This is a genomic window from Methanocella paludicola SANAE (assembly GCF_000011005.1).
In the GTDB taxonomy this organism is placed as follows: domain Archaea; phylum Halobacteriota; class Methanocellia; order Methanocellales; family Methanocellaceae; genus Methanocella; species Methanocella paludicola.
In genome coordinates this window covers 2,166,574-2,183,772 of sequence record NC_013665.1, presented here as the reverse complement: position 1 = coordinate 2,183,772, position 17,199 = coordinate 2,166,574, and the positions used below count along the sequence as shown (strand labels likewise).

General features: G+C 51.2%; 12 protein-coding genes. 6 read left to right on the top strand and 6 right to left on the bottom strand.

Annotated elements, in window-relative coordinates:
- The first annotated feature begins 242 nt into the window (after positions 1 to 242).
- On the top strand, positions 243 to 1,751 hold the full coding sequence (locus MCP_RS11145; RefSeq protein WP_012900948.1) for a PAS domain-containing sensor histidine kinase: 1,509 nt from the start codon (positions 243 to 245) through the stop codon (positions 1,749 to 1,751).
- A 21-nt stretch (positions 1,752 to 1,772) separates the two neighbouring features.
- Here the strand turns inward: MCP_RS11145 and MCP_RS15740 are convergent, their stop codons facing one another.
- Complete coding sequence (locus MCP_RS15740; RefSeq protein ID WP_158301488.1) at positions 1,773 to 1,925, bottom strand: hypothetical protein; 153 nt, start codon at positions 1,923 to 1,925, stop codon at positions 1,773 to 1,775.
- 113 nt (positions 1,926 to 2,038) lie between these two features.
- On the opposite strand from MCP_RS15740, the gene MCP_RS11140 reads away from it, so the two are divergent.
- Positions 2,039 to 3,382 (top strand): TIR domain-containing protein, encoded by a 1,344-nt coding sequence (locus MCP_RS11140; protein ID WP_012900947.1) that lies wholly within the window; start codon positions 2,039 to 2,041, stop codon positions 3,380 to 3,382.
- A gap of 176 nt (positions 3,383 to 3,558) precedes the next feature.
- Here the strand turns inward: MCP_RS11140 and MCP_RS11135 are convergent, their stop codons facing one another.
- The 4 genes from MCP_RS11135 to MCP_RS11120 form a co-directional block, all read right to left on the bottom strand.
- Positions 3,559 to 4,146: a hypothetical protein gene (locus MCP_RS11135; RefSeq protein ID WP_012900946.1), complete on the bottom strand. Its 588-nt coding sequence runs from the start codon at positions 4,144 to 4,146 to the stop codon at positions 3,559 to 3,561.
- Between the two features lie 680 nt (positions 4,147 to 4,826).
- Positions 4,827 to 7,274: a PAS domain S-box protein gene (locus tag MCP_RS11130; RefSeq protein WP_128567185.1), complete on the bottom strand. Its 2,448-nt coding sequence runs from the start codon at positions 7,272 to 7,274 to the stop codon at positions 4,827 to 4,829.
- A gap of 88 nt (positions 7,275 to 7,362) precedes the next feature.
- On the bottom strand, positions 7,363 to 9,171 hold the full coding sequence (locus tag MCP_RS11125; protein ID WP_012900944.1) for a PAS domain-containing protein: 1,809 nt from the start codon (positions 9,169 to 9,171) through the stop codon (positions 7,363 to 7,365).
- 259 nt (positions 9,172 to 9,430) lie between these two features.
- Entirely contained in the window at positions 9,431 to 11,359 is a 1,929-nt protein-coding gene (locus MCP_RS11120) for a PAS domain-containing sensor histidine kinase (protein WP_231845072.1), read from the bottom strand.
- A gap of 320 nt (positions 11,360 to 11,679) precedes the next feature.
- Between MCP_RS11120 and MCP_RS11115 the strand changes: the two genes are divergently transcribed.
- Positions 11,680 to 11,922: a hypothetical protein gene (locus MCP_RS11115; protein WP_128567184.1), complete on the top strand. Its 243-nt coding sequence runs from the start codon at positions 11,680 to 11,682 to the stop codon at positions 11,920 to 11,922.
- A 93-nt stretch (positions 11,923 to 12,015) separates the two neighbouring features.
- Here the strand turns inward: MCP_RS11115 and MCP_RS11110 are convergent, their stop codons facing one another.
- Positions 12,016 to 12,546, bottom strand: coding sequence for a flavin reductase family protein (locus MCP_RS11110; protein ID WP_012900941.1), 531 nt, complete (start codon positions 12,544 to 12,546; stop codon positions 12,016 to 12,018).
- Positions 12,547 to 12,822: 276 nt separating this feature from the next.
- Here MCP_RS11110 and MCP_RS11105 point away from each other — a divergent pair, with 276 nt between their 5' ends.
- The 3 genes from MCP_RS11105 (at position 12,823) to MCP_RS11095 (ending at position 17,078) form a co-directional block, all read left to right on the top strand.
- Entirely contained in the window at positions 12,823 to 13,155 is a 333-nt protein-coding gene (locus MCP_RS11105) for a hypothetical protein (RefSeq protein ID WP_012900940.1), read from the top strand.
- A gap of 230 nt (positions 13,156 to 13,385) precedes the next feature.
- Positions 13,386 to 15,260, top strand: a complete 1,875-nt coding sequence (locus tag MCP_RS11100) for a PAS domain-containing sensor histidine kinase (protein ID WP_012900939.1) — start codon at positions 13,386 to 13,388, stop codon at positions 15,258 to 15,260.
- Positions 15,261 to 15,485: 225 nt separating this feature from the next.
- A complete protein-coding gene (locus MCP_RS11095) occupies positions 15,486 to 17,078 on the top strand; it encodes a sensor histidine kinase (RefSeq protein WP_128567182.1) in 1,593 nt (530 codons plus the stop codon).
- Positions 17,079 to 17,199: the final 121 nt, after the last annotated feature.

Below are 17,199 nucleotides of genomic sequence, written 5' to 3'. Positions count from 1 at the left end.
TCCGATGCCTCTATCTAAAAATCGTATCCCTGTGTTCAGTCGGGCCATTAATGACGTGAAAGTCCTTGGCGAGCATTTTATTCATACTGATACCGACCCATGTTCGCGTATCACAAGTCAAAGCTCGAGGGGTACTAACAATAATCATCGTGAAAAGAAATATGCACTTCGACAATCTTCCAGCCAACAATATAATTATATGAAATATTTTATATTATTTTTAATATAGTGCAGGAGATCACATGAGCCAGGCGTACGATGAAGCCCCCGGCATGGAGCGGCTCCGGAGGGAGGTCAAAGAGCTGCGCGAGAAGGGGGACTATTACCGGAGCATCCTCGAGTCGACGGATAAGGGCATCTGGGTGATCGACAGCAATTACAAAACGGTCTACATCAATTACCGGATGGCCGAAATGCTCGGCACCTCCATCGATAAGGTCCTGGGCAGCACCGTCTTGAAGTTTATGGACGAGGATAACTGGCACAATTTTATAAATATGATCTCCCGCTGCAAGGAAGGCTGCAGGGATCAGATCGACATCATGTTTCACCGGGCGGATGGCGGGGTTCTCTGGACCCTGGCGAGCCTGGCGCCGTTTTTCGACATTCAGGGCTTTCGGGTCGGCGTATCCGGGACGTTCGTCGACATCACGGAGCGTAAGAGGATGGAGACGGCACTGAAGGAAACGCGGGATAACCTCATGAAAGCACAGCATGTGGGGCGGATGGGCAGCTGGGTCAGGGACCTGAAGACCGATATGATCGAATCCAGCGGCGAAATCGGCGAGATACTCGGCATCGAGGCCGTCCCGACGAAGGTGGATGATATTATCAAATTAATTTATCCGCCCTATGAAAGGGAAAGGGTCAGGCGTATCGTCCAGGAAGGGATCGAGAAGACGGGCTCGTATACGATCGATGTCCGGATGATGCGCCCGGACGGCAGGGAGATCTATTGTCACCTGGAGGCAGAAGTAGTAAAGGATGGTAGTGGCCGTCCTGTCAAGGTCATAGGCGTACTTCAGGATATTACCGAGAGGAAAAAGGCGGAGATCGCGCTCCGGGAATCGCGGGCGCAGTCCGAGTTTTTCATCGACCTGATCAGCCATAACATGGGCAATATGAACCACGCCTTGCTCGGATACCTGGAGCTCGCGCTCGAAAAGCTGACGCCCGGGGGGTATAATAGGGAGCTGCTGGCCAAGCCCATCGAGATCATCAAGGATAGCGGACGGCTGATAAACGACGTCAGGAAGCTAAGGCGAGTCGTGTCCGGGGACATATCTGTAAAAAAGATGGATATATCAAGCATACTCGCCGAAACGATCGCCGAAGTTCCCAAAGAGAAGGAAAGAGATATACGGATCAATTTTGCTCCGAGATCCGGGTGCACAGTCCTGGCGAACGAGCTGTTAAAGGACGCATACTCCCGGGTCATCGAAAATTCCATCAAGCACTCTAGTGGCCCATTGACGATCAACGTTAACCTGGCCGAAGCGCAAGAGAACGGGCAGGTCTACTGCCGGGTCGAACTCGCGGATAACGGCCCCGGGATATCCGGGGAGATAAAGAGGACGCTGTTGTCGGACATCAATAAGCCCGGGAATAATTTCACTCGAATAGGGTTCGGGCTACGATTCGTGAAGACGCTGGTAGCTTCATATCACGGGAAAATATGGATCGAGGACCGCGTGCCCGGAGAATACGAAAAAGGGCTTCGCGTCGTGATCACGATACCGAAGGCCGATTAATATGTACGGCCGTAGTATCGTTTAGCGCTTCCCTTTCGAAAGGATATTATCATGACTTATTTTTCCATGAAAGTCCTTGGCGAGCATTATGATCAGGTACAGGCCCAGGCCTTTACCTCTCGTCCTCTTCAGTGACCGGGAGAATAGCCGGGCTTTTTGCTCGACGGTCACCATACACTATTTACTACCGGATTACGCCCGGAGCCCGCATCAATTTTTTTTATTGCTTAACCTTTATATGCTTGAATAGCAATAAAAAAGTAATTCATAATATTGGGTGGGCGCTAGTGACAGCTATAGGCTTAAAAAGAATTCTTATAATAACTGCTATCATAACTATTATTTTCATTTCTTCAATTGCCCTGGGCATGGCCGAGGAGAATCTATCACAGTATTACGATAAAGTACTATTTTCCGATGAGTTCGAGCATGGCACGAGTAACTGGGAACTGACGCAAGCCTGGCGCGTTACCACCGACGGAAACAATACCTATCTGGTCGGCGAATATACGGGGGATAAAGCAAAGACGAATTGGGTTATCTGGAACCCTGACCCCCTCCGTCTTCGCCTCATAAAATTCGATAATTACACCTTCGCCGCAGACTTCAAGCTGGATAGCGGCATGATCAGCTTTAACTACCGTGATGTAAACGAGCCTTCATATCCGCCCAATCGCCACTATTCTGTTCAAGTAAATCGGGCAGGAAATTACCTGACTATCGATATCAATAAGAACGGAGCATTAACGCAGCCGACTTATACGCAGGCCCGTGTTCCGGGAGCCGATGGATGGCATAAGATCGAAATAACCGGCAGAGGAACGGAGATACAGGTACAGCTCGATGGAAAGCTTGTAATGACATATGTGGACGAGCACAATCCTTATCTGGCAGGTGGTGCCGCTTTTGAGATCCCCCACGGTACACTTGTCGCAGTCGATAACATACGCTTGCTTGGCGGGGCAGACACGACTGTTACAGACCAAAGATACATTATTTATCTAGGCTTCCTTCTCGTCGTTATCGTTATAATCTCAATCGTATTTGGATTAAATTATTATTTGAAAAAACGCCGGGCTCTTAAGGTATCGAAGGTAGAGTCAAAACCAACGCAAGAGGCGCAGGCACCGGCTATCAAAGCGCAAATGAACGGGGCTATGGCGATACCGGATGCCCAAAAAGCCACGTCCGAACCCGGGCCAAGGGTAGTCGGCCACGACGTTTTCATTAGCTACTCCCACGATGATAAGCCCACGGCGGATGCCATCTGCGCCGGCCTGGAAGCCGAAGGCATTAAATGCTGGATCGCCCCCCGGGACGTGCTTCCCGGCGCTATCTTCCAGGAAGCTATCATCGATGCTATAGATAGCAGCAGCATCATGGTCGTCGTCTATTCATCTAAATCTAACAACTCGCCCCATGTGGTCAGGGAACTATCCCGGGCGGTGTCTAAAGATGTAATCATAATCCCCTTCCGCATCGAGGATGTCCCGCTGTCGAAGACGATGGAATACCTGATCAGCGTGCCGCACTGGCTGGATGCAATAACACCACCTGTTGAAATGCATATTAGTGAACTGGTTAGAGTGGCCAAGGTTAATCTGGATATTAAGCGTAAAAAGTCTAACTAAACAATTGTTTGTATTAAAAATCGTCACTTACCTATATGGATAATAGCTACAGATATAAATCGATTTTATTACGTATGGATTGATGAAATAAGGGGGTGAAATCCTTTTCACCCAATTAATGTTTCGGCATAAGCCCCGTGATTACGGCTCCAGGACGATTTGCACACCCGGCGGAATCATATATCGAACCAGAATCCTACTCTCCGGTCACCGAAAATGAACCCTCCGGGGGCGCCAAAACCATAAGCATGGACGAATACCTGGTCCCCGTAGAATCCGCCGAGAACCTGGCGCGCATCGAACTGCAGCACATAGGACCCCGCCGGTAAGCCATCCCACTCTACGTAGTTGTCACGTACGACGTTGGGCTGTATCGGGGTGAACGTTCCCGGGATGGGCACGAGGTTCGTCAGGTAGTCGTAGACGTTCGCGTATAAGCCGGCGGGAACTGTCACGTATAGGGTGACATGAAAGGTCCCGTCAGGGTTACGCGTTATGGTCTTATCTACCGAGCCCACGGTCGCTGCCACAGCGCCTTGTTTTTCATAGTACTTGATCACACTTCTTTCAATTTTATTGAGCTCCTGTATCAGCTTATGATAATTCAGGTAGTTATGCCCTTTCAAATTAAATAAGTCCGAAGATGATGGGGGCAATGAACTGGTCGATTTGGTCGAGTCGGACCTGGCGGATACCTGGGGAATGGCCGCAGCGAGTAGCGATACTGCTAATAAGGCTATTACGATCTTGGTTATTGCTCTCATTGAGATATACCTCTAAGCGATATTTATATAATTATACTTTTATTTAATTGTTGGTTTATAATAGCCAATAAAACGGTTGTTTATTGAGTAAATGTTAGTATTTTAAAAAACTTTGATTCTTCCGCGGTTTTGGGATGAATATTTTTTTTAATCCTTTTCTAGTTATGCCGTCGTTGAGTGGTCCAACCACAGGGGCACGGAGCGCACGGGAGTTACACAGAGTTATTTTTTAATAATTTGAGACTCAGAGAGCTCAGAGGCCGGTTTATTAGTTTGCCTGGGGCACAGAGTTTATTGAGGCTCGGTTGACCAATAAACAATAATGCGGTTTATCCTCGGCAGTGCCTCTTTCAACTCCGTGCCCCGGGAATGTTATAAACCCGTACTCCGTGGCCTCTGGGTCTCCATTTATAAGAAAACTCCGTGAAACTCAGCGCTCTCCGTGCCCCTGTGGTTGGAATACTCAACGACGGCATAACATAAAAACGAGCGAAGGCATCAGCCAAAGCAATATATCATCCCAAAAACGCACAAGAACCAAAACTTTCAGATTAATCCGTGATCGGGCGGTGTTCATATAAAAAAAGGTATGGATAGATGATCCGTCATCGACAAATAGCGTAGCTGTCTGAAATGTTAGGGCACTATAAAGTTGTCCTCGCCGTGGGCCCGGGCGCAAGCTACTTTTCAATAGCCGGCAGCATGATCATGAACCTTGCGCCTTTCGTATGATCCCCCGGCACGCGGTCCTCGACCCACACTTTGCCGTGAAAGTCCTCGGCGAGCATTTTGATCAGGTACAGGCCCAGGCCTTTACCGCTCGTCCTCTTCAGGGACCGGGAGAATAGCCGGGCTTTGCGCTCGTCGGGTATGCCCGGGCCGTCGTCCTCGACGGTCACCATGCAATAGTCCCTCTCGCCGATCTTCACCCTGTCCAGGTGTATGTCGATGGCCAGGCGGCCCGTGGAATGCTTGATGGCGTTGCCGATGACGTTGGCGTAGACGTCGTCGAGCAGGTCGTTAGCCTTAACATTACATTCGCAGCCCGCTGTAAAATCAATAGTTATATCCCGGCCGACGATATCCGAATATCTCGGTATGATCTTCCGGACCATCTCCCCGACGTCTATATCGTGCAGTTTAAGCCCGCCTTCCTTTACCTTCTGAAGCTTTCTCACGTTATCGATGAGCCGGGTGCTGCTCTCGATGGCTTCGAGGGGCTTGGATATCAGCTGCTTTTCCTCTTTATTCAGGTCCAGTGTCCCGAGCGCGAGCTCCAGGAAGCCTAAGGCTATCTGGTTCATATTATTGATATCGTGGCCCATCAGGTCCAGGTAAAGCTCCGCCTGCGCCTTGGCCTCGACCAGCTGCTCTTCCGCCTGCTTCCTGGACGTAATGTCGCGGACGTGCTCGATGATGCTCGTGACGTTCCCCGCCCGGTCGGTCAGCGGGAATGCATATAGCTCGAGCCATCCCGTGCTGCCGTCCTCGCGGGCGATCGGCACTACGTCGGATTGGAGAGCCCTGGTCTTAATGGCCTTTATCGTCGGGCATTTTTCGCAATGTATCGTTCTCTTATGATAGGCCTGATAGCATTTCTTGCCTTCGAGGGGGACCATGTCCGGATACCATTTTTTCATGGCGTGGTTCACGCGCAGTATGTTCATGTCCTTATCCAGGATGCTGATGCCGTCCTGGATGCCCTCGAAGACGTTCTCCAGGAATCTTTCGTTCTCCTTTAAGGCCTTGTCCGCGCGCCTGAGCTCCGTCACGTCGCTTATGCTCGAAACGGCCGCGATGATGTTCCCATTCGCATCTTTAACGGGAGCGCTGCTGATGAGGGCCGTTACGGTGCTACCGTCCTTTCGGCGCACGATGACCTCGACGTTCTGTACGTATGCGCCGGTGCGCAGCGAACGCTGTAGCGGCCGCTCGCCGACCGGGAGCGGCGAGCCGTCGACCTCGAAAAAATCATATGGCCCTGGCTCCATATCCTGTGACGCGGCCATGATGTGCCCGCCCAATATCTTTAAGGCGCCTGGCGAAAAGTACGTTATTCTCTCCGTCCCGGCTTCCGACATGACAATGCCGATCGGGAGCGTATCCAGCATCGCTTTCAGCGTATTTCTCGCCCGGGCCAGCTCGCCCGTCCGCTCCTCGACCCTTTTTTCCAGGTCCTCGTAGGCGCTTTTTAGCTGCTCTTCCGCCCGCTTACGGTCGGTGATGTCCCGGCCGATCACCACGAGCCCTTTGCGCCGGCCGTCCGGATAAAAAAGGGGCACTTTGATGGTATCGAACGTCATCACTGAACCATCGGGCTTGGGGATGGTCTCTTCCTCGTGGCCCGTGGCGCCGGCGCGCCAGGCCTTTTCATCGGTCTCTTCGCACATCAGGAACGCGTCCCGGTAAAAGCCGCTATGTTCGGCGAGCTCCGAATCCGTTTTACCCTTGTACGGGACGTTCTCGATATCGAAGAGGCGGAGGTCGAACGCGTTCGCCTCGAGCCACCGGCCTTCGCCATCCTTGAAGCAGACGATGTCCGGCATGGCATTGATCAGGGTGCGCAGTTGCTCTTCCTGCTCACGTAACGACTCTTCCATCTTTTTAGAGCGGGTCACGTCCACGTCCATGCAGAAGATCTCGGCGACCCTGTCGTGCTCTATGACCGGGAACATGCTCGAGTAGGTCCAGACCATGTCGCCGTTCCTCGCCTTGAGTTTCCATAAAGAGCATTGCGTCGGCTTTCCGGTTTCTGAGATATCCCTAACCGTTCGCTCGAACGCCTCGACATCCTCGTCGATGACGATGAGGTCCTGGATCCTTTTTCCAATGGCTTCTTCGGCGCTATAGCCATAGATGTATTCGGATGCCCGGTTCCAGTGGTAGATCACGCCGCCTCGATCATATCCCTGAATGGCGACCATGGGCGTGTTCTCGATGACGGTCTTAAAAAGGGATTGGTCATTGTAGCCGGCAATATTCCCGGACGATATTTGTTCCGAGCCATTATCACTGTCTTTTAATTCTTTTATCCTCTCCCTGAGCTGTTCCAGCTCTTCGATGAGCTGTGCTTTGGTCTTATCTTCGTCTTTCTTTTTCGACCGATAGGGCGACAGGATGACCACCATGCCTTTTCAATGAGATTTACTGTATTTAATTATATTATAAGTGTGATAAAATTTATTTATAAAACCTTTCCGTATGGTGTCTTCCGGGCTACTTTTCGATCGCCGGCAGCATGACCACGAACCTGGCGCCCTGCCTATGATCCCCTGCCACACGGTCCTCGACCCATACGCGGCCGTTATAGCTCTCTACCAGCGTTTTCACCAGGTACAGCCCGAGGCCTTTGCCTTTTGCCTTTGTATTGCCCCTGTGAAATCGATCGAAGATCTGGGGCTTGAGCTCATCCGGCACTCCTTTGCCATTATCATCTATGGCCACCCTGTAAAACGTCCCATCGCACCCCACAACCTCTTCCAGCCTGATGGTAATGGCCGGCTTATCTTTCGCATGTTTGAGGGCATTATCCACGATATTAGAGAATACATCGTATAACAGCTCGTTCGCCTTTACATAACGACCTGCGACCGGCGTATAGTCGATGGAAGCGTTTCCACTCTGGATACTCGAATAATAATCGCATACGTTGATCAAGGTCTGCCCGAGGTCGATCTTCTGGCTGCTCAGCTCGCCCGACTTGACCTTCTGGAGCTTTCTCACCTTATCGATGAGCTGTGAGCTGCTTTCCAGGGCGCCCATGGACCGGGAAATGATCGTGCGCCCGTTCTCGTCCAGATCTAACATGTCCAGGGCGAGCTCGAGGAACCCTATGCCCACCTGGTTCATGTTGTTGATGTCGTGGCCCATCAGGTCTACGTACAGCTCGGCCTGGGCTTTGGCCGATCTCAGCTCTTTTTCAGCTTGTTTACGCAAGGTGATGTCCCTTGAGATGCCCTGTATGCCCACGACCTTTCCATTCTTGTCCCGGACCGGCGTACTAAGAATATCTAAGGGTATATAACTGCCGTCTTTTCTAACGGCCATCAACTCATAAGGAGGGCTTTCTTCTCCGCGTATACGCTTGCTTAGCATCGCTGCGAGAAGTTCGTGGCACTCCGGGGCTATAATATCCCATACGGTCTTTCCCGGGATCTCGTCTACCGTATAACCGGTTATTTTTTCCGCATTACTGCTGGCGAATGTCCAGCGGCCCTGCAGGTCCAGTTTCCAGATGATGTCCTTCGAGTTCTCCACCAGGAAACGGTATTTTTCCTCGCTCTCCTCCAGCGCACTTTCCGCTTTCTTTCGCTCGTCGATGTCTCTGACGTGCTCGATCACGCCCGTAACATCGCCCTTATCGTTGACCAGGGGGAAAACGTACAATTCTCTCCATCCCCCAAGGTCATGCACGATCCCTTTTTTCATAGTCTTTTCCTGCAAAGCCTTGATACTCGGGCACGCTTCGCACGGCTCACGTCTCCCATGATAGGCCTGGTAGCACTTTTTCCCGATGATCCCGGGGCCATACCACTTTTCCATGACCGGGTTGACCCTCAGGATATTAAGGTCTTTATCGAGGATGCTGATGCCGTCCTGGATGCACTCGAAAATATTCCTGAGAAATGTCTCGCTCTGCCGCTGCTTCTCCTCCGCGAGTTTCTGCTCGGTTATATCCTCGATCATCGCCAGGAAATGAAGAGGCTTACCGGACGGGTCTTTGACCAGGCGGATGGATGCCCGGCCGACGGCTACGGCGCCGTCCTTTCGTATATACCGTTTTTCGATCTTGAACCGGTCAATGCTACCTTCCAGAAGCTTCTTCACATTTTCCAGGCTCGTGGCCATATCATCCGGATGGGTGATGTCGGTGAACTTCATCTCGAGAAGCCTGTCGCTCGTGTAGCCCGTGAACCGGCACATCTCCTCGTTCACCTGCATGAACGCGTTATCAAGAGACACTATAGCGGCGCTGATGGGCGATTGGTCGAACGTGTAACTTAACTTTAGCTCGCCCCTGGGCATTTTCACTTCCCCGGCATCCGTGTTTTCAACGACTTTCCATTCCCCCCATGTTAAAATTGCCTATTTTGATATGCCTCGATATACTAATATAGGATGATTATATATTTTTTCTCAATATAATGAACCGCGTTAGGGCTTATTACTTAATATTATCATTATCCCGATAGCGATATAAAATAATTTGCCGGCGCTTTTTTAAGGTGGGCTTGAGTTCCCAAGGACCACGATCCGAATTTTAGATTAAAACAGGTTATGCAGGCTACTTTTCGATCGCCGGCAGCATGACCACGAACCTGGCGCCCTTCGTATGGTCGCCGTACACGCGGTCCTCGACCCAGACTTTGCCGTGAAAGTCGCTGACCAGGGTATTCACGATGTATAGCCCCAGGCCTTTGCCCCGCAGTTTTTTTACAGTCTGGGAGCGGTCGAAGATGAGCGCCTTCTGGGTATCGGGTATGCCGGGGCCGTTATCCTCGACGGCCACTTTGCAAAATTTCATCCCCGCCTCGCCGTCGCAAGTCATGCGGATATTAACGGTCAGGGGCCCGCTGGAATGCTTAATGGAGTTCCCGACAAGGTTCGAGAAGACGTCCCGGAGAAGGTCGTTGGCAATGACGGCGCAGCTGCATTTCATATCCAGGTCGATCTTCACGTCCCGGCCCGGCACGTTCAGGTACTGGTCCTTTACGGAGGCCAGGACCTCCACGATGTCGATCGCCATGAGCTTAAGCTCGCCCGCCCTTTCCCTCTGGAGCTTTCGCACGTTGTCGATCAGTATCGAGCTGCTCTTGATGTTCTCGACGGCCTTCAGGATCAGCTGCTCGTCGCTCATATCCAGCGTTCCGCCAGCCCTGAGCTTGTCGTCCGCCATCTCCAGGAAGCCGAGGGCGACCATGTTCATGTTGTTGATGTCGTGGCCCATGAGGTCGACGTACAATTCAGCCTGGGCCTGGGCGTCCCTGAATTTGTTCTCTATGAACTTGCGTTTAGTTATGTCCTCGACGATGCCGTACATCCACTCGGGTGCGCCTGATCTGTCCTTTTTTATCCGGTCTGCGACGATGTTCAGGTAATGGATGGACCCGTCGGGCGTGATGATGCGGAAGTCGATGTTGAAGAGCTTATTTTCATTGATGGCCGCTCGTGCTGAGCTGGCGAGGAGGCCCCTGTCGTCGGGAAATACACGCGTGATGGCCCAGCCATAGGTGGGCTGGAATTCTTGGGGGCGATAGCCGAATATCTTGAAGATCTCGTCCGACCACTGCATGTTATTCGTTTTCAGGTCCCATGCCCAGTTGCCTATGTGGGCGATGTCCTGGGCTCTGGAGAGTATGGCCCTGCTTTTTACCAGCGCTTTTTCGGCCTGCTTTCGCGCCGTGACGTCCTGGTTGATGCCATATACCCATAGCGGCTTACCCTCTGCGTCCTTCACGAGCTTATCCGCTACTGTATTGATGTACCGTATAGAGCCGTCGGGCATGATGATGCGGTAGTCGATGCTACCCAGCTTCTGCCTGTACCGTGTAGCGTCTGTGGACTTTGTGACGGTATCCTTATCGTCGGGGTGAACGCGGGATAAGAGCCAGTCCAGCGATGGCTCGAATTCCTGGGGCGAATAGCCGAAGATCCGGAACCCTTCGTCAGACCATTTCATCCCGCCGGTCCTCAGGTTCCAGGCCCAGTTGCCTACGTGGGCGATCTCCTGGGCTTTCGATAAGATGTACTGGCTCTTCTTCAGGGCCTTTTCCGCCTTCTTCCGGTTGGTGATGTCGAACGCGACCGCTATTACGGCGGGCCTTCCGCCGTACTCGATGAGACCCGCCGCGAAGTCGGCCCAGCCTTCCCGGCCATCCTTTGCCCTGAACTTCACTTCATATCGCGATGGGGCGGACTCTCCCATCTGCCTGGCCCGCCCTCTGTCTCTCATGATGTCCTTGTACTCGGGGCTTACCCAGTCCCAGAAGTTCATGCCGATGAGCTCTTCCTTGGAATATCCCGTGATCTTTTCTGCTGCCGGGTTGACGTAGATGTATTTGTCTCCCTGGTACAGGAAAATGGCCGCCGGCATGGTCTCGGCCAGTACTCTGAACTTGTGCTCGCTCTCGCGCAGAGCCTCCGCTGCCCTGTCGTTTCTGGTGATTGGTTTGATCCTTTTTGGCTTTTCCATGGCGTCGCTCGGGGTGTGCATAATGTAGAAGAATTAAATTATATTTTTTACGTTATATATAAATTAATCGTCCCTTATATAAAAACGTTCAGCGAGGATTAAAAAGAGGGAAGCGATGGCAGTTCGTTTCATCTTTTCATGATGACTCATCATGGGTCTGGAGTTCCCCATCAATATTCATTGAATGCCGATGCACCTGTATGGCACCCGCCACAAAAAATTGGTGAGCATACAATTAACTATGGGGTGAACAGCTAAGCGGTTTAACTCCGAGTTCGCTATTATTTTAAGTAAAATGATAAATAACATATAACACATGTCTTAAGTGAGGCTTATTGAATATGGTTAAACCAGCAGCGATCGATAAGAAGAAGCTCTTTACGCTTCTCGAGAAATTAGGCTATATTAACAGAACACGGGGTGGGACCTATATGGTATTCGAGAGGCCGGGGAATGTCAAGAAGATAATGATAAGACAGTTGAGCGAATTAACCCCGGCCTTATTGAACGATATTCTCGTAAAAGTCTCTGACCAGACAGAAATTTCCGTAGAAAATCTAAAAAGTATGATGAACGAGCCATAAAGTCACAAAAACAGGGCTTCTAAGGCGTTGAGTTGTAATAAAATATCAGATAAAGATTTTTTGATAATATGATCTTATCAAAAGGGCTAACGTCTATTTTTTGGGCTCGTACTTTTTACCGATGCTCCACGCTTTTCCGACATGTTCCCCCAGGGCCCAGTAGTTGTTATCGTGCATCGAGAAGAGGAGCGGGTCGATCTTCTTTATATCCGGAAGCTTGCCGGACAGGTATTTATCCTCGGTGTAGGCCTGCACGATCTCGCCCAGGTATATCTCGTTCGTCCCTCCAAAGTCAATGGATTTGACCACCTTGCATTCAAGGTTCACGGGGCATTGCGTGATCATGGGGGCCGTCTTGAGCTTGCCATAGAAGTTATCGAATAATTTCGACTTATCGACCTTACGGCCGGAGACCAGTCCGCAGTAGTCGGCGATCCCGGCCATGTCCTTCGACGGGATGTTCACGCTGAACGTGCCGTTTTCCTTCATGCCCTCGATGGAGTAGTGTAGACGATTTATCGCCACGGATATCATGGGCGGGGTGTGCTGGACAATACCGCAGTACGATACGGTGAGGTAGTTCGGTCGTCCGCCTATGTTTACGCCGACGATGACGGCCGGCATGGGATAGAGGTATGTGCCGGGGCCTATTTCGCGCTTTTGCAGGTTTGGTTCCTCCTCAAGTTATTAGTATTGGTATATATGTCGTGCACTTAAATATAAATTATTTCTAAATGGTCGGGGAGGGCCTGCCTGTTAAAATAAGCCGGTGGATGCTCGTGTGAATAAACGCACGAGGCTTGATGTGTTCATTAATATCTAACCATCTCTTATATAATTACATTTTTTATAATAATATAAATACCAAGCAATATATGTTAATATTTAGAGGAAGATAACATGGATATAACAATTTTGACAATACTGGCATTTATTATCGCGCTGATAGTTTCAACGCTGGTAATATACGTAGTCACAAAGCTGTTCGGCGAAACGGAAGACATAAAAACGGCATTGCTCGCCGCTGTGATCGGTACGGTAATATATGCGGTCGTATATTTTTTAATGGGTCATGGATTGATCGCGGCGATCATCGGAGGCATCGCCTGGCTGATCGCGTTGCGGGCACTATACAAGATAGGCTGGCTCAAGTCCCTTGCGATCGCGGTCATTATCTGGATCTTGACTTCCATCGTCGGGTGGTTCCTGCCGACGCTCATGGGTCCTGTGTAAATTTATCGTAACTTCATTTTTTAAAACAAGGCCATAACGTTGGCATAATTTTAATAGCTCACTATCTTCCCTGTGAAGCTTGATGCTTAAAGCTATAGTATGGCGATCAAGTTCCGGCAGTAGAAAGTTAAAGGCTTTAGTAAAATTACTGGCAATTGTTTACCGCTCAATAGCTATTTATTCCGAGAAATCAATGGTTTTTATGGTGCGGAGGCCCGGTATTGAGAGATGTGACTAACGCAAGGAGCTTTAATACGTTATTGGGCATTCTGATACTCGTCCAGGTCACTTTCTTGATCATTATCGTTTCCCTGCTCATCGCGCCGGTCATCAGCCCCGACGTCCAGCTGCCATCGACGATGGCCATCGCGTTCATGCTCCTTCTCTGCCTGCCCATGTCCCTGTACCTCTACTGGAAAAGCACGAATAGGGACCAGAAGCTTCTCTTCTTGAGCCTCTTCCTGACACACTTCCTGCTGGTACTCACCACCCTTATATGGTTCATCCTGCCACAGCTTTTAAACGACCCCTGGCTGGTCAATGCCGGTAAGGCTTTCGGGATAATCGTATATTTGCCGGTCCTGCTCGCCTTTCTATACCTGATATACGAAAGGCAGAACGCAAAGTGGCCGGACATTTATTTCTTCATCATATTTCTCAATGTCATATCGGCCATGACGATCATATTATTCACGGCCATGAACTTCTCCGAGGGGAGAAGCGATGCCTTCAGTGTCCTGGTATACGTCATATCCATTGTCCTCGACATCGCGATCCTTTCACTGGGGTCGATGCTCGCCTTCACCTCCATGGAGAACGAGCTCCGGTATATCCTCTCGATACCGATCTGCGCTTTTTTATTCAGCCTGGCGGGCGATGTGCTCATGCTGATGGATTTCCTCGGCCTATACGATACCATCGGCTATGCTCAGGTCTTTTATGATGGGATGCTCTTCTTCGCAGGGCTCGCCATGCTCTTCTTCGCGCTCGGTAACGTAAACGTGACCACGATCGAGGAGGTCAATAAAAAGCTGTTCGACGCAAAGCGTCTGATGTCCGACCTGGTCATGCAATCGCCCGACGCCATCTGCATTTTCGACGTGGACGGCTACGCCGTGCTGGCGAATCAGACCTTTATCCGGTTCACGGGTAAGAGTCAGGGCGATGTGATAGGAAAGATGAATCTCTTCCGGGACACCGACCAGTATGTGCCGGGCTCGAGCGATAAGGTCGCCGAGATCAGGAATGACGAGATACCGCGCTATGAAGGGGTGACCCAGATGCTGGCGGCTGATGGCGGAAAAATGTACTATTCGGTAAAGGTTTTCCCCACGTATGACTCGGAGGGGAAGGTCTCGAGCTATATCGTCATGATGGTGGACGTGACGGAAAGCAAGAACCATGAGGAAAAGCTGCGGGCGGCGAAGAACGAGGCCGAGCTGTACCTCGACCTTATGAGCCATGACATCAACAACATGGACCAGATCGCGTTAGGGTTCCTGGAACTGGCAATAGACAGGCCTGACCTGAGCAGCGAGACCAGGGAGTTAATATCCCGCCCCATGGATGCGCTCGCGAGCAGCACGAGCCTCATCCGGAACGTCCAGAAGCTACAGCAGGTAAGGGATAACGGTTATAAGCTCTACGAGATGGACATAGGCCGGGTGCTGCACGATGCGGTCCAGCAGTACTCGAACATACCCGGCAGAGACGTTACTATAAGGGAGAATATCCGGGACGATTGTAAGGTCATGGCCAATAACCTGTTGAGCGACGTTTTCTCCAACCTCATCGGCAATGCGGTAAAGCATTCGAAAGGCCACATAACGATCGGCGTACATATGGATAAAGTCCGGGAGAACGGCAGCACGTATTGCCGCATCCGCTTCGAAGACGACGGCCCGGGCATACCGGACGAGCTCAAGGCGAGGATCTTCGACCGCTTCCAGAAGGGGTCTGCGAGGGCCAGCGGTAAAGGCCTCGGCCTTTACCTTGTTAAAAAGCTTGTGGAGATATACCACGGCAGGGTCTGGGTCGAGGACCGCGTTCCCGGCGATAGCGCTAAAGGAAGCTGCTTCGTGGTCATGCTGCCGGCGATAGAGTGATAGAAGATCGCTGTTTTACGTTAAACCTACGATGCAGGCTACTTTTCAACTAATATGTATCGGCATTCTTGAAGAATGACCCATATATTCCAATATTTTCTTTAAAAAGGGTATTAGCCCCATATCACAGATGATTATTGAAAGCACGCGCGACCGTATTATGCTCTCCGGGCGGCTGCCCTCTGACACAGGGATGTTCAGTCCCACAATGAGGCGTGAATATTTATGAAAGAGCATGCAATGGGCCAGCGTCGCCCACTCGAATCCATTCACGAAAGCGAGGAAAAATACCGTAACCTCATCGAGAATATCTCGGACTGGGTCTGGGAGACGGATAAAAACATGGTTTTTACATATAGCAATCCCCGGGTGAAAGATTATCTCGGATTCATTCCAGCCGAGATCATGGGACGGTCAATGTACGATCTTATGCCCCGGGAGTGGGCGGACCGGATAAAAAATTTTGTGGAAGCCATGAACAGGGAAGGCAAACCGGTCGCAGTCTGCGAAAAGGCTATGAACGCCAAATCCGGGGAGGTCGTCTATTTCGAGATGACGGTCAACCTCATATTTGACGAAAACGGCCGGGTGACAGGCTATCGGGGAATTTGTAGGGATATCAGGGACCGAAAGCGGGCGGAGGAAGCGCAGCGTAAGGCCTATGGCGAGCTTGAGCACATGGTCAAGGAGCGTACGAAAGAGCTCGAGCACGCCCGCGCCACGCTCCAGGCCATTCTGGACACAGTTCCCATCGGCATTCTCGTAGTAGACGCCAAAACGCATCTGGTCACTTATCATTCGAGCGGCATCGAAAGAACCTTTGGCGGCCCTCTGGTCGGAAAGACCTACGGCGTGGACATGTACCCTAACCAGATCTTACACCTGGACGGGTCGCCGATGCGGAACGAGGAAATGCCCTTATACATATCATTAATGTTCGGCAAGCAGGTATCGGATATGGAGATACTGGCCCGGCAGCCGGACGGCCAGGAGCACACCGTGCTGGCTAGCACCGCTCCCATCAAGGATGCGCAGGGGCGAATTACGTCGGCCGTGGCGGCCATCATGGACATCACGAAGCTGAAAAATGCAGAAAGGGGGCTTCAGGAAGCCAAAAGTGAGGCCGAGATGTATCTCGACCTGATGGGCCATGACATCAACAATCTGAGCCAGGTAGGCATCGGCTACCTCGAGCTGGCGCTGGATCTGCTCGACTCAACTGGCAGGCTCGAGCCGAAGGACCGTCCGCTCCTGGAGAAGGCGCTGGAAACGCAGCTGAACAGCTCGAAGCTGATCATGAACGTACGCAAGATCCAGAGGTCCCGGGCTGGCGGCCTCAAATACCGGCCGATCGACCTTTGCAGGATACTCGCCGACCTGAAGGACCATTACTCTCAAGTGCCCGACCGTGAGGTGCATATCGGCCTTACGTCCTCGCCTCAATGCTTCATCTATGCAAATGAGCTTGTCCATGATGTTTTCACGAATTTGATCGGTAACGCCATTAAGCATTCTCCCGCCGACCGCCGCCTGGATATCCTGATAGATCTAAGGAAAGCCAGGCTCGACGGCAAGGATTTTTACCGGGTATCGATCGAGGATAACGGCCCCGGAATTCCCGATGAGCTAAAAGAGCGGCTCTTCACGAGGTTTGAGCCGGGAAAGACAAAGGCGACCGGACGGGGGCTGGGGCTTTACCTTGTCAAAACACTTTTAGAGGACATGAGCGGGAGCATATCGGTCGAAGACCGGGTTAAAGGGGATCATCGCAAAGGGGCCCGGTTTATCGTCCTGCTGCCCGCAATTTTAGACAGGTAGATCGGGCGTATAAATGTTAAATCAGATAAAATAAAATCGCATACCTAAATCGCTTATATATCTGTCGTGGGCCCAGCGCGAATAATACAACCTGAACATCATCGGCGTACAGTAGCCGAAG